13 protein-coding genes are annotated in these 22,928 nt (G+C 41.3%); 10 read left to right on the top strand and 3 right to left on the bottom strand.

Annotated features, from left to right (window positions below):
• The first annotated feature begins 9 nt into the window (after positions 1 to 9).
• The 6 genes from ABIC84_RS24535 to ABIC84_RS24510 all read left to right on the top strand — a co-directional run bounded on the left by ABIC84_RS24535 (position 10) and on the right by ABIC84_RS24510 (position 7,552).
• On the top strand, positions 10 to 1,503 hold the full coding sequence (locus ABIC84_RS24535; RefSeq protein WP_429265287.1) for a RagB/SusD family nutrient uptake outer membrane protein: 1,494 nt from the start codon (positions 10 to 12) through the stop codon (positions 1,501 to 1,503).
• Between the two features lie 19 nt (positions 1,504 to 1,522).
• Positions 1,523 to 2,377: a DUF4843 domain-containing protein gene (locus ABIC84_RS24530; protein WP_429265286.1), complete on the top strand. Its 855-nt coding sequence runs from the start codon at positions 1,523 to 1,525 to the stop codon at positions 2,375 to 2,377.
• Positions 2,378 to 2,388: 11 nt separating this feature from the next.
• A complete protein-coding gene (locus ABIC84_RS24525) occupies positions 2,389 to 3,825 on the top strand; it encodes a PKD-like family lipoprotein (RefSeq protein WP_429265285.1) in 1,437 nt (478 codons plus the stop codon).
• A 148-nt stretch (positions 3,826 to 3,973) separates the two neighbouring features.
• Positions 3,974 to 5,098: a TlpA disulfide reductase family protein gene (locus ABIC84_RS24520; protein ID WP_112653651.1), complete on the top strand. Its 1,125-nt coding sequence runs from the start codon at positions 3,974 to 3,976 to the stop codon at positions 5,096 to 5,098.
• Between the two features lie 6 nt (positions 5,099 to 5,104).
• Complete coding sequence (locus tag ABIC84_RS24515) at positions 5,105 to 6,985, top strand: protein-disulfide reductase DsbD domain-containing protein (protein WP_429265284.1); 1,881 nt, start codon at positions 5,105 to 5,107, stop codon at positions 6,983 to 6,985.
• A 9-nt stretch (positions 6,986 to 6,994) separates the two neighbouring features.
• Positions 6,995 to 7,552 carry a TlpA family protein disulfide reductase gene (locus ABIC84_RS24510; protein ID WP_426587433.1) on the top strand — a complete coding sequence of 186 codons (558 nt, stop codon included), beginning with the start codon at positions 6,995 to 6,997 and terminating at the stop codon, positions 7,550 to 7,552.
• 4 nt (positions 7,553 to 7,556) lie between these two features.
• Here ABIC84_RS24510 and ABIC84_RS24505 read toward each other — a convergent pair whose 3' ends face one another.
• Positions 7,557 to 7,712: a hypothetical protein gene (locus ABIC84_RS24505; RefSeq protein WP_426587435.1), complete on the bottom strand. Its 156-nt coding sequence runs from the start codon at positions 7,710 to 7,712 to the stop codon at positions 7,557 to 7,559.
• Between the two features lie 12 nt (positions 7,713 to 7,724).
• Between ABIC84_RS24505 and ABIC84_RS24500 the strand changes: the two genes are divergently transcribed.
• Together ABIC84_RS24500 and ABIC84_RS24495 are read left to right on the top strand one after the other, a co-directional pair.
• Entirely contained in the window at positions 7,725 to 9,458 is a 1,734-nt protein-coding gene (locus ABIC84_RS24500) for a trypsin-like peptidase domain-containing protein (protein ID WP_429265283.1), read from the top strand.
• Between the two features lie 906 nt (positions 9,459 to 10,364).
• Complete coding sequence (locus tag ABIC84_RS24495; RefSeq protein ID WP_426587439.1) at positions 10,365 to 10,916, top strand: hypothetical protein; 552 nt, start codon at positions 10,365 to 10,367, stop codon at positions 10,914 to 10,916.
• A 1,532-nt stretch (positions 10,917 to 12,448) separates the two neighbouring features.
• On the opposite strand, the gene ABIC84_RS24490 is transcribed toward ABIC84_RS24495, so the two are convergent.
• Positions 12,449 to 13,969, bottom strand: coding sequence for a cellulase family glycosylhydrolase (locus ABIC84_RS24490; RefSeq protein WP_429265282.1), 1,521 nt, complete (start codon positions 13,967 to 13,969; stop codon positions 12,449 to 12,451).
• An 88-nt stretch (positions 13,970 to 14,057) separates the two neighbouring features.
• Complete coding sequence (locus tag ABIC84_RS24485) at positions 14,058 to 14,357, bottom strand: hypothetical protein (RefSeq protein ID WP_429265281.1); 300 nt, start codon at positions 14,355 to 14,357, stop codon at positions 14,058 to 14,060.
• 673 nt (positions 14,358 to 15,030) lie between these two features.
• Between ABIC84_RS24485 and ABIC84_RS24480 the strand changes: the two genes are divergently transcribed.
• A complete protein-coding gene (locus ABIC84_RS24480; RefSeq protein WP_429265280.1) occupies positions 15,031 to 19,140 on the top strand; it encodes a two-component regulator propeller domain-containing protein in 4,110 nt (1,369 codons plus the stop codon).
• 605 nt (positions 19,141 to 19,745) lie between these two features.
• Positions 19,746 to 22,910: a SusC/RagA family TonB-linked outer membrane protein gene (locus ABIC84_RS24475; protein ID WP_429265279.1), complete on the top strand. Its 3,165-nt coding sequence runs from the start codon at positions 19,746 to 19,748 to the stop codon at positions 22,908 to 22,910.
• Positions 22,911 to 22,928 lie beyond the last annotated feature (18 nt).

The following is a 22,928-nucleotide window of genomic DNA, read 5'->3' as shown; positions in this document are numbered from 1 at the left end:
CACATAACCATGAAAAGATATTTAATTTTTATAATCCCCTTGCTGATGTTTACATCATGTAAAAAGTTTTTGGATGTACAGCCGGAATCTGATGTAGATAAAGAGCAGTTGTTTAATACCGAAGATGGTTTTGAAGAGGCTTTAAATGGTGTTTATTCCAGGTGTACAAAGGCAGACCTGTATGCAGGAAACCTTACGTTCAGCAACCTGGATATCATGGCGCAGAACTATACGTTCTCCAATACCGATTTTCAGAAGATCGCTTCTTTTCAGTATAGCCAAAACATTTTAAAGGATAAAAACAGCCAGATCTGGTCGTCGGTATACAATGCCATCGGCAACTGCAATGAGATACTGCAGGTAATAGATAAACAAAAGGCCGTGTTTTCGGGTAATAACTATGCCATCATTAAAGGCGAGGCGCTTGCCCTGCGCGCGTACCTGCATTTTGATCTTTTACGCATGTTTGGGGCTTCATATAAATCTAACCCAAATGCTAAAGGCATACCTTATGTAACTACTGTAAGTATTAAAAGTACACCGTTTTCATCAGTAGGTGAGGTAATTAACAACGCCATAGCTGATCTGCGCAATGCACGTGCACTGCTGAGTACTACTGATCCTATTCTTTCTCCGGGTTACATAGTTGGATATCCTAACAAAACCTACCCTGGTGGTTATACAGGCCGCAAACAAACAGAAACCACAAGTAATACCCTGTTTTTGCAAAACCGCAGGCACAGGATTAACTATTATGCCGTATGCGGTGAACTTGCAAGGGTTTACTTGTATAAAAATGACTACCAGAACGCACTCTCCAATGCCAATGATGTAATAACTGCTAATAAATTCCCCTGGACACAAAAAGATGACGCTTTTAACAATAACGTCGAGCAAAAAGACAGGGTATTTTACAACGAGTTGGTATTTGGCTGGTACGCTCCCCAGGCTAATGAAAACAATGCACTCGTTACCTTGTTCAGTGCGGCCGACGTTGCGCAGTATCAGCCAACCCCGCTGCAGTTAGATAACATCTATGAAAAAAGCACCGTTGGCGCAGAGGACTGGCGCTACAGGCAATGGTTTTTTACAGCTACAGATGTTACCCCAAACCGCAGTTACCTGGTAAAATATTTAGTTAACAGTTCGCCACAGGTAAACCTGCATCCGCTAATGGCGCCGGCTTTCCGTTTAACGGAAGCATATTATATAGCCGCAGAGGCAAGTTACGATACCAATCCAACAAAAGCCATTGAGTACTTAAATACTGTTCGTACCCATAGAGGTATTATTGACTTGTTGCCGAATACTTTGGGTAAATCAGCCTTTATGAATGAGCTGGTTAAAGAAGCCCGTAAAGAGTTTTACGGCGAGAGCCAGATCTTTTATATGTATAAGCGGTTAAATCTTGATATAGTGGCGGCCAGCGGCCAGATCTATCCTGCATCAAACAACATTTACGTGTTCCCGATCCCCGATGACGAGGCGGCTTACAATAATTGATCCCATACCATTTATAACAATGAAAAGAAAGATATTTTATGTTTTAGTGGTCGTAGCGGCTCTTTTTAGCTGCAAAAAAGACCAATTACTTACGTATGGCTCCAGGGATAACATTTACCTGAATTACAAGGATAAAGATGGCAACCAGGATACTTCGATATTAACCTATTCCTTTGCCTATAATCCTACCCTGGCACAGGACACTATTTGGGTACCGATAATCATTTCGGGGCAAAGGACAAAAAGCGAAAGGAAGTTTGTAATAACCGTAGTTGATACAGCTACCACCGCCAAAGCAGGATTGCATTATGAAGCGCTTAAGCCATCGTACACAATGCCTGCTGATTCGGGCACGGTAAAAGTGCCCGTGATCATCAAGAACAGTGATCCGGAACTTGCAAATCAATCAGTAATGCTTACCATTCTTGTTTCGGGTGGGCAGGATTTTAACTCATCGCTCCCGGCGACATTGCGGGAAAAGTCGATCCTTTACTCGTCGCGGCTGGAACAACCAGCCTGGTGGATTTACTGGATGGGTAACCTGGGCCCTTACAGCAGGATAAAGCACCAGTTGTTCCTGATCTCTTCGGGCACTACCGATCTGGTTGATATGTCAAAACCGAACGCTTATCTGCAGATTCCGCGCACACTGTATTATATAGATAACGTGAGGACCTTTATTAATGATCCGTTTGCATGGGTAGCAAGATACCCGGAAAAAAGTTATGTGCTTACCAAGCGGGCTGACGGAAGCAACAATTATGATTTTTATAATTCTTCTTCGCCCGGTAAGAAGTTTTACCTCAAGTATTACGCGCAGGCAGGCAAATACTTTTTTGTTGATGAAAATGGTCAGCAGGTTATTATCAATTAAACACTTAGGTCATGAAATTTAAATCGATAGCTATATTGGCGCTCATAACGGTATTTTATACTTCATGTAAAAAAGACCTCGGCAATTATGTATACTCGCCACCTTCAGAGCCGGTAGTTACCGGCATTAATAATGCAACATTTGCAGCCCTGCTGGGCGATACGCTCACCATAAACCCCAAGGTTACTCTTGCCGGTGCCGATCCCTTAAAGGATCTTGATTTTGAATGGCACATCACCGTGCAAGAAGAACTGCGGGAAGCTGTTTACAAAGGCTACCCTCTGAAAATGGTCTACAATTTAGGCCCCGGCGACCGCGCATGTAAACTCACCATTACCGACAAACGGAATGGATTATTTTATATGTTCCCTTTCAAAATTACAGGTACGACGCAGTTCTCGGCAGGTATTTTGGTGTTGAGTAACGATAATGGGGTTACCAAATTATCATTCGTAAAACCGGATAAAACAGTGTTGGGCGATATTTATAAATCACTTAATAAAGGCGATTTGCCTATCAATCCGGTTCAGTTGTACTATTCAAAACCACTGCCTTATCAACCCAATACCAAAGAGGAATATTGGGTGCTAAGTAACGATCCTAATAAAAGCGGAGTGGTGCTTGACGCCAGTACCTTATTAAAACGAACAGATTTTGCAGCGCAATTCTTCTCGCCGCCGGCTGTTATCAATACAGGTTACCTGGAGCCATTTTTAGGCCCTGTACAAATGGGGACAGTGCCAACGGGAGTTATCAATGCTAAGCTATATGTAGGTGTATCCTCAACAGCGCCATTTGCTGATGACTACGGCAAATTTGCCAACGAACAGGGCGGTGATTACACAATGTCTAAATATTTTACACATGGAAGCTCGTTTTTTATCGGTTACAATCTTAAAGGAAAAGCCTTTATTACCTTCGGGGCCGATGGTACTTACTCTGGCACCAATTACCAGATTGATACCGCAAGCACTGGCTTTGACCCTAAAAATGTAGGATACGATAATTTGTTGTTCATGAAACCTACAGAAGGTGGCCCTTCCTATGCTTTCTTTAAAACAGCGACAGGTACAATAACCGAACTAAGTTTTAGCTACCCTATGGGGGATGACCGGACATTTAAAGGGCTGGGCAAACGCACATTCAAAGGCAGCGCCTTAATTGATGATAATACCAAATGGGTGGTGAATAGCTTAAATGTGTTTTATTTTTCATCAAAAGGGAAAATTTACCGCTATAACCCAATTAATGAAGATATAAGACAGCTCGACGCAGACTTTGGCGGTAAAAAGGTATCCATGATGAAGATCAGTTTGGATGACAACACCCTTACTGTTGGCGCAGATGGGGCAGTTTATACGCTTGACGTAAGTGTTTCTAAAACCGGTAATATCACCAAAACAATAACCGGTATACCGGGCGAACCGATTGACATCGTGAGCAGATAAAAAACTAACTAATCAAAACCATATAAAAGATTAACCAACAGCATGAATGATTTTTGTGTTGTTGGCCGCAGTCATGACATTAACAAGAGCGTTTCATCCTTGAAAAGTATAACGTAACCTGTCGACTAGATGTATAACATATAAAGAAATGAAAAAACTACTAAACTTAATTTTGAGCATGGCTGCGTTGAACGCCGCCGGCCAAACTAACCAGTTCGCTATTAATGGGCAGATTGGCAATCTCAACGGTCAGAAAGTTTATTTAAGCTTTATGACAGACGGCAAGGGGCATGAAGATTCGACCACATTAGTTAACGGCGCTTTTCATTTCACAGGTAGGATGAACCCATACAGTTCTGTACGCCTTGCACTTGATCATAAAGGCGCCGGCCGGGAAATTGCCACCCATGGCGGCGATATTCTCTACTTTAATTTTTCTAATGAAACGCTTAATATAGTTTCTAAAGATTCCCTGGCAAACGCCCAGATGAGCGGATCCAAAACATATGATGAATATTCGGCTTATGTTAAAGCTGTAGGACCGATGCCATGGGACATCGATCATATTTCTAATGCTGAAATTGCGGCAGCGCCCGAGTTGGTGAATGATACCGCATTTACCAATTCGGTTGCCCGCCATCACTATAAAATGATTGCCGATTTTCAGCGCAAAAATCTCGATTTTGCCAAAACGCACCCCGATTCGTTCTTTGCACCGGTAGCTCTGTTCGGCACTGCATCTAATGAAAAAACGGTTACAGTAGCCGAACAGGTGTTCAAAACTTTCAGTCCGGCAATCCAGGCAACTGATAATGGTAAAACTATCAAAGAATTTATTGATGCACATTACCGTTTAAAAATAGGTGGCCCGGCGCCGGTTTTTACTCAGGTCAACCCTGCCGGCAAACGCTTATCGTTAGCCGATTATAAAGGCAAAATCGTTTTGGTCGATTTTTGGGCAAGTTGGTGTTCACCTTGTCGTCAGGAAATCCCAAATCTGTTAAGTCAGTATAAAATGTACAAGGATAAAGGGTTCGAAATCCTTTCGGTATCGCTTGACAACAGCCGTGACAAATGGCTGAAAGCACTGCAACAGGAGGGTATGACATGGCCGCAGGTTAGCGACTTGAATGGCAACAACAACAGCGTTGCCCGTCTTTATGGCGTTTCGGCTATACCTGCTACATTCCTGGTAGACCGCGACGGCAAACTTATTAGCACAAATCTGCGCGGGGAAGACCTCAATCATAAACTTGCCGAACTTTTTAATTAAGCAGGTATGAAAAAGATCATTTTGGCTTTTCTGCTTTGTGTTATGTTTAGCGTAGCCTCTTTGGGTAACGTCATAAAACACGGAGCGGGCAAAATAGCACTCCATGTTTTATATGTGGGATATGATCCGGCAAAACCTAAGCCCGAACATATTACTTACTATAGCACAGCCGCGGGCGCGGTAGATGAGGCCTGGAAAACCCGTATGGCCGATTTTAAGGCTTTTTTAGAAACGCGCTTTGACAAAGTTGAAGTTGTGGATGTGAGGGATTACGATGCTTCGATGTCTGCCAATGTCGACGTAACAATTGCCGATGCGGGGCCGATAAAATTACCTGCCAATTTTGACAGGCCTATTATTTTGATGCATCAGCTGGCTCCCGATGTGGGCATGCCGATAGGACTTAAGTTTGATTGGTATTGTCAGTGTTTGGAAGACGATGCGCTGAACATCAAAACCAGTCATGCCATATTTAGTACACCTGTAAAAGTGAAGTTAACTTTAGTTAACAGGCCTACGCCGGGTTCTTTTTTTAACGGCTTTCAGGGAGCAACTACCCCGAAGGAACTGCCTATGTGGAAGGTGATTAAAGAGGATCCTACAGCTAAGGAAAAATACATTATCGGCATGGTGGCACATGGCGAGGGATTTAATGATTCGCCGGATGCCGAAGCTATAAGCGGCGGTGTTTGCTTAAAAAATGCTGAAGCAGTAGCGTTAGGCCGTCAGGGTAATTATTTTATGTGGGGCTTTTCTGCTTCGCCAAATCATATGACCGATGAAGCTAAAGATGTATTTGTGAACACAGTTTGCTACATCAAAAAGTTTGATCACCAGGCGCCCATCATGAAAAAAGTACAGATTGAAAACCGTGAGTGGGTAAATGAAATGATTTACCGTAGCGATAAAGCGTTATATCAAAAAACGCTGATAGCCCGGAAAGAAGGTAACGCCCGCCTCCTAAAAATGCAGCAGGAACTTAAAGATCGTAAAGCCAAAGGCGAGGATATTGGTAAAGGTAACGAGGCGTTTTTAAAAATGCCGGTATCCGATGATGTACAAAGTTTTGATGAATACCTTAAAAGCTGGACCGGCAGCGGCATGTATGATGCTTTTGGTACTAACGTAGAGGCCTATCATAAATACTATCGGGATAACCTCGAGTATTTTTATCCGGTTGATGCTTACTCGTTACAGGTAGATGAGGATGCAAAAAAGCTGGGGATCTCCAACCGCAAAATCGAGTTGCTTGAAAAATGCATCAGCATGCTTGAGAAAGGAGAGGAGCCTACCCTGGCCCAAAGGGTATTGGAAAGATATACCACTGAAAAATTCACATCTGCCAAAGAATGGCGCATTTGGTTAACCAAAAACAAACCCAACCTTTATTACACCGAAGCCGGAGGTTTTAAGTTTATGGTGAATACCTATAAAACAGAAACGGCGGCAATAGCACCCGCATCAACCGGCGACATTAAAACTGCAAACGGCGTAACAACACCAACCCGTGCCGATCCGGTGGTAGTGAGCGCCACGTTGGTTGATGAAGCAAATGGTAAAAAACAGGTAGTTGTTAAAGCGGAAATCTTGCAAGGCTGGCATATTTACGCTTATGTACCTAAAGACAGCCCTTTTATTACTACACAACCCATTATTGAGTTGCCCGAAGGTGTAACAAGCGGCGAGTGGCAAGCATCGGCCGGTGTTCCATTTGTCGGTGGCGAAGGCATGTTTGTTTGGGAGGACAAAGCAACATTTAAAACGGAAATAAGCGCGGCTTCATTAAAACGCGGCATGGTAATCAAATGCGGGCTTTACTACCAGGTTTGTGATAATAACAAGTGTTTCCCGCCAAAAAGAAAAATAATTGAAATACAGGTTTTATAATCCAGCCCAATGAAAATAAACTTTAAAAGGTTGTTGTTGGTAATACCCGTAGCGCTTGCCCTAAGCACCGGATGGAAGGCGGAGGGAAAAGCTTCATCATTAAAAAAACAGGATACTGTTACAGCAAATCAAAATTTAATAGTTGGAAAACGATTGCCGGCTTTTGAGTTACAAACTGCCGGTGGTAAATCCATCAAATTGTCATCGGTTAAAGGTAAAGTGGTATTGGTTGACTTCTGGGCCTCGTGGTGTATGCCGTGCAGGGCGGCTATTCCGCACCTTAAGGAGTTATATAAACAATACCATGCTAAAGGATTCGAGATAGTTAGTATTTCAATTGATCAAAACAATAAAGCCTGGAAAAACGCCATGCTTAAAGAAGCGATGCCCTGGCAACAGGGAATAGATAAATATGAGGATGGCAAAGATGCATCAGTGATGATGAATGCTTTAGGTATCCAGTCGGTACCCTTTGCAATTGTGCTTAATGCTGAGGGGAATGTGATTTTAATAAATCCCACTGCGTCTGATATCGATATACAGCTCAAAAAGATCTTTAACAGTTAAGAAATTATAAAAGGATAGCATTGGCTATCGTAAAGACAGTCCCGGTAGGACGTTTTCCATCAGTTTTTAGTTTAATTTCCGGAGAGCCGGTTTTAATACCGGCTCTTTTTACATCGGCAGGTAGCCCAAACAGCAGCGTTTGGACAACGCTACGGTTCAATTATAATGTATAATGACAAAACGGTTTTTATTATTTTTTTTCCTGCAGTGCTTATGGAACCTGCAGGCTATTAATGCGCAGAATGTTGATAAGCGGATACAGAAGCCCGGAGCTACGCAACTACAGGACAATATAAAAGCTGCGATAAAAAAAGGTTATGCTGCCAGTGTATTGATGTGGGAATATGATACTTTGCAGTATAGCCGGATGAGTGCGCAGTTTAGTGGTGTTGTAGTCTCCAAAGCAGGAGAGATCCTAAGCGCAGCACATGTGGTAACGCCCGGCAAAACCTACCAGGTAATATTTCCCGATGGGAAAATGTGCCTGGCCCGTGGTTTGGGCCGTATTACTATTCCCCCAACATTTATGCTGCCGGATGCTGCCATGCTCAAAATAATCCAAAAAGGGGATTGGCCGTTTGTCGAAATGGGCTGCTATTCAGATGTCAAAATCAACCAGCCATGTATTAGCATAGCTTACCCGGAAAGCATGGAACAACGCAAACCTGATGTAAGGTTTGGACATATCTCCAATTTAAATAACAGGTACGGTTTTATGGAATCAACTTGCGTGATGGAGCCGGGAGATTCAGGCGGCCCCCTGTTTGATCTCTCTGGCCGTTTGATCGGAATCCATAGCGGCATCGAACAGTCGGAGGATGTTAATTATGAAATCCCCGTAGATACCTATCGTAAATATTATACAGCACTAACCCGTTTAGAGAATTATACTTCCCTGCCTTTGGATACAAACGTGATTTCAAAAAATCGGCCGGCCAATAATTTTCCGGTAGCTGAAAGTCCAGATAAGTATTTTAAAAGTGTGGGAAAGCGTTTTAAAACAACTTGTGTAAATATTAAGAGTGTTATTGATGGTAAGGAACAGACTATAGCGGGGACTATTTTTTCTTTAGATGATGTCAATGTAAAAGCTGCCTTCAAAAATTCAGATGTCGTTTTGACTAAAAGTTCAATGATTGGCGAGGATCCTTTTATTACATTATCGGGCGGCAAGACTATTAAGGCAAATATTATCAGACGAGACAGAATTAATGACCTTGCGCTATTGTTGCCCGTTTCAAAGTTAGGGAAGGAAGGTATCAAACTTCGAATGTTGCTGGCAGATACACTTAGCAATAACGATTTGGGCAGTTTTTTGATTTCTGTTCGCGCTGATTCTCAGTATTGTAGCAGCGTTTTGGGGAGCATTGGCGTAAGCCTGCCAAAAATAACCAGCTACGGCTATTTGGGAGCTGTTGCCCGGCAAAAGGGACAGGCGTTATTATTTACTTTTATTCAGCCCAACAGCGCGGCTGAGGCTGCCGGGCTAACAACCGGCGATGAGCTTTTAGCAATTGACGACAAAACTGTAAATGACGATCTGGATATGTTTAAAGCACTTCAAAAATTCCGCGCCGGCGATACTACTTTAATGGCAATCAGTCATATGGGAGAAAAGATGATAAAAAAAGTCGCCCTAAAATATCCACCCCAAAAAATTACCAATCATCCGGCCGACCATTTCACAGGTGGAAAAAGCATTCGAAAAGATGGGTTCGGGAACGTATTCGTTCATGATGCAAGAATAAAGCCTGGGGAATGCGGAGGGCCCGTATTTGATATCACCGGAAAGTTTTTGGGCATCAATATAGCAAGATTGAGCAGAACAAGCACAATTACGATACCAGCCGTCGCAGTAAATCAATTTATAGTAACTGCCATTTACGACAGCAAAGAGGGTAATTAATTATCCGTACAAGAGCCCATTTGGGTTGCTGCGGGCTTTTTCAGCCTGTTTTAGATCTTGCTAACTCATTCAGAACTAATGCTGTCGGATTACCATATCTTGATAATTACTATTTCTAATCACTGATTGGCGCAATTGGTTGCGCTTCCCAATTTGGCTGCGGCGCGTTAGGAACAGGGCAATCAGCAGAAAAAAACGACCGTAAATCGCTCTCGTTAAAGTATTGCAACAGCTGCCATGAATACCCTGAAGCACAATTCCCGGACAAGGAATGTACTGCATGCTGCACCTGTAAAAAAGGGTCTCAAAAAGAACACGCGCTTTATGTAAGTAAAAAGCTGCTTTTTGGGAGCAGCGTAGTCAAAATTTGGCGGAGTTCCGCGGTGGAGCCGGAGAGGATCTCAATCGAAACCCTTAGTCCGCTTTTAACACTTTTAAATGGGATGAAATCGCTTTAAAAATTGGATCGACTTATTGGCAAGACGCTCTCCTCATCTGGTTTTCAACTTTAAATATTACCAATACTGTTACGCCAGAGTTGCTTGTTATTTCAAAACTACCTCCCAATTGCTTACTAAGCGCCTTCATCACCTCCATCCCTAACGATGACATCTCGGTTAAATTAAAATCAGGAGGCAGCCCTTTGCCGTTGTCACTAATAAGTAAGGCGATGGTTTCTGGCGCCCAACCCCGATGGGTGCAACCCTTTAAGTTACTCCAGCCTTTCAGTCGAGTTTTTATTTTTTAGCATTCATTTGCCATTTCCGATGCATCCGATGGAAAGGATTTTAGCTAAAATGCATATTATCAAGATATTATTTACAAAATTTACATTTTTCTTTACAATCCAAATTCGTTGCGCTGAAAGATATCAAAGTAGATTTGCTGAATCAATTCTAACGGGACATGAAAAATAAAAGAAATGTTTTGTACAGTCTGGCTATCATACTGGTTGTATTAATTTATTTCCCCGCACAGGCTCAGCAAAAAAACGGCACTCATCGCGCTGACTTTTCGGGCGAATGGAAATCCAAAGAGTCGATAAGTATGGGCGGAAATATTGTTTGCTTATATAACTCAGGTGATCGTATGCTAGCTAAAACAATGAAAATAGCAGAGCAGGTAAATTTTCTAACCATAGAAGTGTCAAGCTCGTTTCCTGGCGCAGCGACTGTTACCAGCCAGGAGAAACTTGTCTTCGACGGTAAAACAAGCGAAATTGATTATGCCCCTGGAAGAGGAAAGAAGTTTACCGTAAAGTTGTCAGCTGATGGACAAACTATGACTATTAACTCAATTGTGCACCTGATGATTGCTCAAAAACAAGAATTTGTTAACCTAACAGAGGTTTGGAAGTTGAGCAATGATGGCAAATCTATTTCTGTTCAGGCCAATGCAAAATCAACCTCATTTGGCGGCGAACGTTCTTGGAAGACCACATTCGATAGAGCTCGTTAGTGTTGGTTCGGAAAGCGTACAGTCGGTTTTCTTATCAAAACTTCATTTCAAGCACATAGATCCACTAATTGCTTCTAATCATCCAAAAAGTGATTCGGGAATGCACAGTTAGTTGCACAAAATGTGATTTTTTTAGATTATGAAATTATCTAAGTTGTTGTTTCATAGGTTTTTATTTTACTCTGATCTATTCTTATCCTTTTTAATCCTTACGGATGCACGCTTTGGAACACCAATCCGGCTACCTGAAATTAGTTTTTAATTTCGGCGCATTTATGGGTTAATGTATTGAAAACAAATAATTAATCCTTAAAATAATGGCGCAAAAAAGACTGAAATGTACTGCAATTAAGTTCTTTTTTGCGCCCTGAAAAATGACGGTTTCAGGCGGTAATTTGGATATACCAGTGATATTGACCCCTCTTCGCCAATCTAAAGTGCCCGGTGGTAGTAATACGCAGGTAAATGTGGCGAAGCCTTCGGCATTTGCTTTTGATCTCTTTACTTAAAAGAGGTGGTTAAAAGATTTGTTCATCACTGAAGCTTTAAGTGAATAAAATCAGTTACATATCCTGCTGAAATCAAGGTGTTTAAATTAATAAAACGCTCAATATAAGAGACTTATAAGCATTCCGGTGACCCGGCAAGCTTACCTTGAAAAAGGTCACCCACTGGGCATCAGAACAAAGCTATTGATTGGTTTGTTTTGGTGAGGGCTAAAATCAGAAAGCGCCGTAAATGATTCATTTACAGCGCCTTTTGATCCTAATTGAATAATACTTGGCGGAGAGTTAGGGATTTGTTTTAACCCTAATTTTCTGCGCTTATTTGATATCTTGAATGGTTTTCAATTTCGTACTCACCGAATTACTCACCACTTTTTATTTATGCTGATATAGCTGCAAATGCTATATTCAAATATACAAAAAAATGTAAGAAAACAGCGTGTTCATTAATGAAAGTGCTTGCTTCCGAATGGGATATATCAACTTAAGAATCTCAACCGAAGAGATAACCGTATTGTAATTTTCGCCTAATGCGACTGTGCCGAAAAGGATTCTGCGAGTTTTGAATAGCTTTTTTGTAAGGCTTATCTGCATAATTAATTTTAGTAAAGCCTAAATCTTCAATGCGTTGATTTACTTTTAACTTTTCCTTGGTAATTTGAGCAAAAGAAAGTTCTTATCAAAGTTGATCGGTAAACATTTAGGGAATTTCTTAATAGGTGAGGTTGTTCCCAAGCCGAACCCCGGACCAAACAGGGCTCATTCAGTACAATCTGATGATAGCAAAATATATATAGTCGTAAATTACGTCAATGACAGCAGCGAATCAGCAGGTTACCGATGATGGTCTGCCATACTTTATGCATCACTTATTTTAATCCTTAGTTCAGACCACTTTTGATTCAATGACCTTAACCCATCAGCATCTGACATTAAGAAAAATCTCTAACGCCTCATTTAAAACAGAGGCATTAGAGATTTCTAGGAATTTTGTGAAATAATTTAATTGATTTCTTTGTATTTAACTTATATTCTCACAAATCCCCATTGCTGATTTTTGCCCCCGTAGTAATCATTTTGGTCGACCGCGCTACCATTTCTGAATGGAACTGAGGGATCAGTCCCTAAAGTAACTTCCAGGGCTTTTCCGCTATTTACGTTGATGATTTTATAGAATCCATCGTAGGTTGACTGAATTAACCAGTTTTGATTATTATTGCCTGTACCTGTATAATCCCACATATCCACGGCACCGCCGTTAGCGCCAGACCATCCCCATACCTCTAAACATTTCCCGCTAACATGCATTGGCGTTAACAGGTAGCCGCCATTTGCCGCAGCTTGCACTTTAAATTGCTGATTTGCTCCGGCTACATAATCCCATTGATCTGCCAGCGACCCATTAGCAGTTGCCCAGCCACCGATCTCCAAGGGCTTAAAACTAAACCTGTTGATAATCTGGTACACACTACCAACCTGGAATGCCGGGGATGCTCCGGTTTGTGCCCCTTGTACAAGGGCCGCCAAATCCCGTTGATCCTTTACGGCGTAAGTCGATCTATTAATGAGAGACCCGGTATCCCAAAGAAATGGTAGAATACCGTTCCCCGAGGCCTGGTGCATGCAGTAATTATACCAATAAGCCCTGGAAGCAAGGTTGAAGTTTAAAGAGTCTCCTGTAAGGTTTCGGTCCATTACCGCAAATTCTCCCATTATTACCGGGATCCCATGGTCAACAAATTTTGTCTTCATCATTTTGAAATTTTCGTTAATGGTCGATTCCTCACCCCAAGTCGAATTGTTCGCGACATCGAAGGTTGTGTGATATCCCGAACCCCAATAAAAAAACCTGTTACCATATGATTGGTCGGCGTCCAACAAACAGAAGTTCCAGGGAGTGTAGTTATGGATTTCCACCATCAAACGGTTGGATGCCGGATCTGTTGGCATTGTGTTCATCAGATTGTTCGTATAAACAATATCACCTCCTTTGGGCCCTTGGATAACCAGCGTCCTGTAGCTGTTGTGCCCTCCGGTTGACCTCACCGCGTTGATAAAAGTTTGATGATAAGAAAGCAGAACTCTCATCCCTGTGCTATCCGTTGCGTTAGGTTCATTCGCGCTGGCAAAAAGCAGGTGTTGATCAAAACCACGCATTTGTGTTGCAATTTGTTCCCAAAGTGCTTTTTGTTTGGCATTAACGGCGGCCTGCGCGGTGGTAGTGCAATTAAGCTCCAACCATCCGCCGTCCCAATGTATATTTAATATCGCATACATCCCATCGTTAACGCAGTATTGCACAACCTGCTGCACACGGGCAAGCCAGGCCGGGTCTATTTTTGCAGTTGTTGAATCTGGTACATGTGACCAATTCCAATTGCAAGGGATCCTTATGGCGTTAAACCCCCTTTGTTTATAGCTGTCGATGAGAGCCTGGGTAATATTGGGATTTCCCCACCCGTTTTCGTTATATTGGGCTTCCATAGTGTTGCCAATATTAATACCCAACGTCATATTTGCAGCGATTTGAGTTGCTGTACTGGTCATCCCTGTTTGATCGGGTGCTAGCGGCGAAATATTGTAACTCGGATAACTGGTGGCGGTTAGCGTTTTAGTGCTCGTTTTAACAAGCGATTTAACGTCCGGAGAAGCGATTTGTTGCTTCTTGCACCTTGTCAATGCCGGGATTGCAAGAATGCATAAAAAATAACTTAAAATTTTCTTCATAAAAAAATTGGTTAGGTTGGCGATATTTAAATCTGCCACTATTGATAAATTGGTTAATTGCAAGTGAATGTGTCAGATAGTCAGATAAAACGAGGGTGTTTTTATCATTACCTGTAAGGTTTACAGAGTTATTGGCATAGGCAGTTATGTTGATAACCGCCGTTAACCAACGGGGTATTTCAAAGATTGATAATAATGCAGTTGCCATTCCGCATAAGGCAGAGTTTAACATTAGTTTCATTTTTCGATAGGATAAAACGGGCCTGAAACGGTTTATTTGTTTAATTGGTTAAATCTTGTTTTTCGATGCAGAAGGACAATTAATGAAAACAATGCAATTAAAGTCAACATAATACAGCCGTTGGAACAATGGGCATGTTTAATTAGCGATAATTGAATTGTACAAGGCTTATTAATTGAGTAGTAAAACTACAGATGAGATAATTTAATGATGGGAGATAAAAGTTAGAAAATAGGGCGTTAAATGTTAATTTCTCAAAAACATGGAATCCGTAAAGTTTTGTATAAATAGCCACTTTATTTGAAATAGATTGATAAAGCGGTATCGGAGGTACGTGTTTATCATTTTAAAAATTGCGAATAGGCCGTGTCGTCGCCTTTTTAACCGAATGATCCGGGTAGCCTCCTAAACAACAATCTGTAACAAGCGTTATTTCATTGTAAATTCAGGAATGGCCCGTAACCATAATATCGGCAGCTCGTTTGCTTCAGAGGTAGCTTGTTTATTTTTCGCTGATTAAATAGAGGAATCGCCACTTTTATCTCGTTAATTGCGAATTTATTTTACTTTTATGGTACGGTAGTGTACCGGCTTGCTAAAGAGCCAGGTTCCTGATTTCCAATATCTCAACTAAATTTTAATGCGTGTAAAACTTTATATTGTCGTTTCAGCATTGTTTTTTGCTTACACGAACAATTTTGCGCAAAACAGTCAATACCAGTTTTCGCGGCTCAATATAAGTAACGGGCTGTCACACAACCAAGTCACCTGCATTTTTAAGGATTCTGAGGGCTTCATGTGGTTTGGTACTTCTTCTGGTCTCAACCGTTATGACGGTTATACTTTTAAAGTATTCAAGCACGACGTAAATAATAAAAACTCCATTAATGAAGATTACATAAATAATATTTGGGAAGGACCTGACAAAAAATTATGGATAACAACCCCGGCTGGATATTCTTTTTATGATCCCGAAACGGAACAGTTCAACAATGATGTATCGTCAGTACTTTATTCTCTTAAACTTCCGGTGTATCCGTCCGTTTCCAAGATAGTTCACAACGGCAAAGGCGACTTTTGGTTTCTGTATCCCGAGTCGGGCATTTACAGGTATAATGAATTGAACAAAACTACCACACATTATTATCATCACCATAGTTCAAGCCCGTCGTTATATTCAAGTTTAGTTACAGACATTGTGCAGGATACAACCGGCAATGTATGGCTTGCTTACGACGACGGCGTAATAGAGCTATTTGATGTAAAACGCAATGCAATTACGTACCATACCGATATTTTAAAAAAAGCTGCTGATAAAGGCAGGAACTACTCGCTAACTATTGACAGTGAAGGCGATCTTTGGGTGTTTAACCCCAACATGGATTCCGGCGTCTATTATTACAGCCGCCGTACGGGACGGTTTCGGTACATCACAAAAGAGTCGGCAGAAACGCCGCTTACATCGAACAACATCACTAATATTATTCAAGCCGACGACGGCCTCATGTGGATATCCACTGATCATGGCGGAATAAATTTATTGGATAAAAAAAAGGGGGAAATTACTTATTTACTAAATAGGGAAGATGACCCAAAATCGTTGGGACAGAACACTGTAGCGCTTTACAAAGACAACAAAGGTATTATGTGGGCCCGTACGCTTAGAGAGGGGGTAAGTTATTATCATAAAAGTATTATCAGGTTTCCGTTATACAGGCACTTTGCTTCAGCCCCCGCCAGCCTTAAGTTTGAAGACGTCAATAAATTTGTCGAAGATAAAAACGGTAACTTATGGATCGGGACCAATGGAGGCGGCTTAGTTTATTTTGATCGCAAAACAGGCAAGTTTACCCAGTATAAACATAATTCGGGAAATCCGAATAGCCTCAGCAGTGATATTATTGTTAGTTTGTGTATTGACCAGGATCAGCAACTATGGATAGGTACGTATTTTGGCGGGCTGGATCATTTTGACGGAAGAAAGTTTATTCATTACAAACATAATGGCAAGGTACCTACGAGCATTGCCGATGACCGGGTATGGAATATTTTGGAAGATTCATCGAACCGGTTATGGATAGGCACGTTTGCGGCGGGGTTGCAAATGTTTGACAGAGACAAAAAAATATTTTCCTCTCCCTTTAAGCAAACGGATATCAGGTCGCCTTATATATCCGCACTCATTGAGGACACCAAAGGGAATCTCTGGGTAGGAGGATATTTGGGAGTAGATAAAATATTAAAAAATGGACGGGATGTTATACATTATAATAAAAAGAAAAACGACCCTAACAGTTTAATCAATGATGACATTCATAATATCACGCAGGACAGCCGCGGCCTGATGTGGATAGCAACAAGGAACGGACTAAGCATATTGAACCCCGAAACCAACCGTTTTATCTCGCTTACAAAAAAGGACGGGTTGCCAGACAACCAGGTTTTGAATGTATTGGAAGATAACAGCGGGACCATGTGGCTAAGTACATCAAACGGCCTGGGCCGGATAACGTTGACACCCGGCAATGGCACCTATAAATTCCAATTTGAAAGTTTTGATGAAACAGACGGCCTGCAGGGCAGAGAGTTCACTGTAAATGCAGCTTTAAAAACCAATAAAGGGGAATTGGTATTTGGTGGCTCGCATGGCTTCAATATTTTCGACCCACTAAGTATACACCCGAATATAGATGAGCCTAAATTAATTTTCACCGGCTTTCAGCTATTCAACAAAAGTATAGCAGCTAATGAAGAAGTTGATGGTCATGTAGTATTATCTAAAGCAATTTCGGCTACACAGGAGATAACGCTGAAACACAGTGAAAATGTGTTTACCATTGAATTTTCTGCCTTAAATTTCTTTAATCCCAATAAAATAACGCATCAGTATATGATGGAGGGTTTTGATAAAGGGTGGCTTACTGCAAATAATGCTACCCGGAAAGCTACCTATACCAACCTTGACGGAGGCGATTATACTTTTAAAGTACGGGCTATTGGCCGGGAGGGGAAATGGAAACCCAGCTATATAAAATTAAAAATTAAGGTATTGCCCCCGTTCTGGAAATCGCCAATCGCCTATTTTATTTATGTTTTCTCCATCATAGCGGTATTGTATTACATCCGAAAACAAGGCATTAAAAAAATAGAAACCCGGTTTGAGATCGAGCGCGTGCGAAAGGAAGCACAGGATAAGCACGAGCTGGATATAATGAAAATAGATTTTTTTACCAACGTTAGTCACGAATTCAGAACGCCTATCGCCCTGATTATGGCACCAGTTGAAAAGTTGTTAAAGCAGGCTGATGATAATTATAGTCGGCGAAAGCTTCAGTTGATCCACGAAAATTCTAAGCGGCTGCTTAATATGATTAACCAGCTATTGGATTTTAGTAAAATGGCAGTAAAAAAACTTCAGCTTGATCTGCGTGAAGCTGATATCATTAAAGTTATTAAAGAAGCTAGCGATCTATTTACCGATCTGGCGGATAAAAAACATATCAGTTTTTCATTTAAGTGTGATACTGATTCGGGCTTTACTTTTTTTGATCAGGATAAAATTGAAAGAATTCTTTTTAACCTGCTTTCCAATGCATTTAAGTTTACCCCTGACTTTGGTAGTGTAGCTGTTGAAGCAAAATTGTTGGGATCCAACAGCGTGGAAATGACCCTTCTTCAAATTAAGGTAATAGATTCGGGTGTCGGTATTCCGGCTGAAAAACACAATAAAATATTTGAGCGTTTTTTTCAAAATGAGATGCCCGCTTCGTTAATTAACCAGGGAAGTGGTATTGGCTTGTCAATTACTAAAGAGTTTGTTGATCTGATGGGTGGCACCATTTCTGTTGAAAGTGAACATGGGAAAGGGAGTTGTTTTATTGTGCGGCTGCCAATAAAGATATCCCAGAAAAATAACTTTACCGGTATTGAAAATACCCCCGAAGAAGTAGGAGCGCCTAAGCCCGACAGGTCAAGTCAGGAAAAACGCAATAAAAATATCACCATTTTAATTGTGGAGGATAACTCCGATTTCAGGGCTTATCTAAAAGATGATCTCAGGCACTTATATACAATTGCCGAAGCCGTAAATGGTAAAGACGGTTGGCAAAAGGCATTGGCTTTACATCCCAATCTGATCATAAGCGATATTAACATGGCCGAAATTGATGGTATCGATTTTTGTAAAAAGATCCGTAGCGATAAACGCACCGAACATATACCATTTATATTAATTACCGCTTTTACCGGCGACGAAAAGCAACTGGCCGGTTTGGAAACAGGGGCGAACGATTACCTTTCCAAGCCTTTTAATTTTGACATATTACGTTTCAAGGTTCATAATTTGCTTAAGAATCAACAGCTAGTAAAAGAAACATATCGAAGGCAAATTGAAGCGAAACCGGGCGATTTGGAAATCGAAACGCCCGATACGAAATTTATGAGAAAGTTATTGACGGTCATTGAAGAAAATATTCCAAATGCCGGCTTTTCAGTTGAATTGCTAAGCAGTAAGATGAATATGAGCCGCGCAACATTATATAATAAAGTATTTAATCTTTCTGGCAAAACTCCGGTTGAGTTTATCAGGTCGGTAAGGTTAAAAAGAGCAGTACAACTCCTACTCACTAAACAATTCACCATAGCCGAAACTGCCTATGAGGTAGGTTTCAATGATGCTAAATATTTTTCTAAAGTATTTAAAGAAGAGTTTTTGATGACACCTTCTGAGTACCTGGACAGTACAGATTGATCTTCACACTTCAATCCCGCCGATTCAAATGATTTATAGTTGTGAAAGAAACTGCCTTTTGCAAAAGGTAGGTACAACTATTTTTTTCGCCCATAAATTAAGATAATCAGCTCATTGTCAGTATCTTGAATTTTGGCAAGATTGACATTTTTCATACCAATCAGCCACATTAGCACACTCGGCGGTCTGCGCATACAGGGTATATTGCCCCAATATAATACGGCCCAAGTTATTATATGTAAGCCCTGATTTATAAACCAATTATTCAGATTATGCCTAAAAACCGCCATTTAGACGTTTATCGTTTTTTTGATTTTTTCACCCTTCGGAAACCTTTTTATTGGAGAGTGTCCTGCTTTTAGGATAACCTCAATATAAAGCCTTTTTGATATGAACGGATAATTGTACCGCCTGGCCTTCAGGCGGTACACCTGATTGATACATGAAATAATACTGAACGATAATATCAAACCCGTATAGATCACCTATTAGATTATGAAGAAAAAATGAGATTAAAAATCAATTAAACACTAACCAAACACCAATGAACCAATTATCAAACCTTAAAATCCTTTTAAAAGATGGATAAAAATTTACAAAGAAGAATGAAATACCAGATTTCATTATTTATCACGGGCATGTTTCTTTATTTTTCGGCCCATGCACAAACGGTAAATATTACCGGCAAAATAACTTCTGACGATGGGCAGCCAATACCCGGAGTAAACATTAAAATTAAAGGGACGGGCCTCGGGTCTATATCTAGTATTGACGGGAGTTATTCAATAGCGGCCGAATCTGGCAAGGTGCTGGTTTTTAACTTTTTAGGTTATGCACCACGGGAAATAACTGTTAAGCAAGCTGGCGTAATTAATGTCACGCTCAAATCAACATCCAGCAACTTAGATGAGGTTGTTGTTGTTGGCTATGGTAAGAAAGCAAGAAAAGATCTTACAGGGTCAATAAGTTCCATATCGGGTAACGAGTTGAACAAAACCCAACCGGCCACCTTTGACCAGGCCCTGCAGGGTAAAGTTGCAGGTGTAGTGGTTCAACAGGTATCGGGCCAGCCCGGTGGCGGCGTATCTATTCAAATACGTGGCGTGTCTTCAATAAGCGGTTCCAATTCGCCATTGTACGTAATAGATGGTATCATTATTCCACCAGTGGGTGATCCCGGTAATGGTTCTAATCCATTAAATGCTATCAATCCTGCCGAAATTGAATCAATAGATGTATTGAAAGATGCTTCGGCAACAGCCATATACGGTTCGCAGGCAACCAATGGAGTAGTTGTTATTACTACAAAAAGGGGTAAAGCCGGGGCGCCGCAGATAACTTATGATTTCTATGCCGGTTACCAGGAAATACTAAAACGGTTGCCTGTGGTGAATTTGCAGCAGTTTGCAACTATCATTAATGCCCGGGGCATTATCTGGGGCTTTGATACGAGGCCCCAATTTGCTAACTCACAATATTTAGGCCCCGGTACCGACTGGCAAAAAGAATTATTCAGGAAGGCCCCGATGATGAATCACACACTTACGGTAAGCGGTGGGGATGCCCGCACCCAATATTTGCTATCAACCTCGTATTTTGACCAGGAAGGGATAGCCCTTGGATCTGATTTTAAAAGATACTCGTTAAGGCTGAATTTAGATAACAAAACCACTAATTGGCTAAAAATAGGTACCAGCCTTCAATTGGCGCATGTTAATGAAAGTGTAAATTCAACCTCCGGTAATGTAATTGGAACCGCACTAAGCATTAGCCCCGATATTCCGGTAAAAAACCCTGATGGTTCCTATGGCGGCGTTACAGACCCCGCCGGTTGGGTAGCACCTATTGCCAACCCGGTGGCATTGGCCAAAATTGTAAAAGACCTGAGAAAGAATGATCAGATATTCGGCAATGTGTACGCCGAAATACAATTTACTAAAGACCTATCGCTGCGAAATGAACTATCCGGTAATTTTGAATTTAATACGGAAAATAGGTATTCACCAACTTATAGTTTTGGCAAAGGTAATGTCAGCCGTAATTACGGTTCCTCAAATGCCGGCCAAAATTTTTATATAGCAATACGCAATTTTTTAACTTATAACCATAATTTCAAAAAACTTCATGTGGATGCCTTAGCGGGGCATGAATCGCAGGAGAGAACTTTTGAATCTCTTTACGGCGCGCGAAGGAATTTTGCTTCAGACAATGTGCAGGCCATTAATGGCGGGGATGCCAGCACTGCCACAAACTCGGGCGATAATTCACAATCAACCCCTACCGGCGGCAATGCACAGGAATCCTGGTTCGGCCGTATCAATTTTTCATGGAATGACAGATACCTGCTCACCGGTAATATACGGAACGATGGTTCTTCAAATTTTCCGGCTGGCAATCGTTGGGTTACTACCTATTCGGGTGGATTTGCCTGGAAAATTAATAACGAGGCGTTTTTAAAAGGCGTAAAATCTATAAATGAGTTGAAGCTGAGGCTTGGTTATGGGCTTACTAACAATCAAGGCATACCGGGCAATACTTTTGTAACCCAACTTATATCGGTGCCTAACAGCCTGTCAGGTACAGCGCAGTTCCAAAACAATTTGGCAAATCCGTCTGTGAAGTGGGAAAAAACTGATTATTACAATGCCGGGATCGACGCATCGTTCTGGAATGGGCGGTTAGGTTTTTCATTAGATGTTTATGATCGCGAAACACACGGCCTTTTATTACAGGTGCCGCTTCCGGAATACTCTGGTACTGTATCGGGCTGGGGGCCGGGATCCATGCAAGCGCCTTATGCCAATGTTGGCTCGCTAAGCAACAAAGGGGTTGATTTCCAAATCAATTCTACCAATATTATTTCTAAAAATTTCACCTGGAAAACTACTTTCACCATATCGCGAAATAAGAACAAAGTGACCAGTTTAGGTGCAGGTGGAGACCAGGCCAACCTAAGCCAAAAATCTTATACAATTAATGATATAATCGAAAAAACGGTGGTAGGCCAGCCCATTGGCGAATTTTACGGCTACGTATTTGATGGGATATTTGCAAAGCCATCTGATTTTCAAAACCATGCCCGGCCTGCCGACCCCAATGGTAACCCTTATCCGATTTCTTCGGCAGGTGGGGGGATCTGGTACGGCGACCGTATGTTCAAGGATTTGAATGGCGACGGTGTTATCGACTCAAAAGATCAAACCTTTTTGGGCTCCCCGATCCCCAAATTTCAGTATGGTATCAATAATACATTTAACTACAAAAATTTTGACCTGAATATTTTCTTCAGCGGCAGTTATGGCAACAAAGTATTCAATCAAATGGCTATACAGGAAACCGATCCGAGAGGGCAGGCCACTTTTTTCACATCGATGTTAGATTATGCGAAATTGGCACTGGTAGATCCCAAAGGCTCTGCAACCGATGTTAACAATGTATATGTTACCAACCCCAATACAACGGTTGTAGGACTGAGAAATGATAATACCAATACCAATAACCGACCTAATAGTTTAATGATTGAGGATGGTTCATTCCTGCGGTGCAAAAATATCACTTTAGGTTATCGGATATCAGAAAGCCTTTTATCCAAAATATCTGTGCGGTCTGTCAGGGTATATGCCAATGTATCCAACTTATTTATAATTACAAAATATAGAGGCATGGATCCCGAGATAGGTTCGTGGAACCCGCTCCAGGCAGGTTGGGACAACGGTTATTACCCGCAGCCAAGAGTATTTACTTTGGGTGCAAACATAACCTTGAAATAATAAAACCATTACCGATTA

The sequence above is a fragment of the Mucilaginibacter sp. 3215 genome, from assembly GCF_050433785.1.
Classification (GTDB): Bacteria; Bacteroidota; Bacteroidia; order Sphingobacteriales; family Sphingobacteriaceae; genus Mucilaginibacter.
Note: the sequence above shows the minus strand (reverse complement) of the source record. Positions and strands in the feature narration are given on the sequence as shown.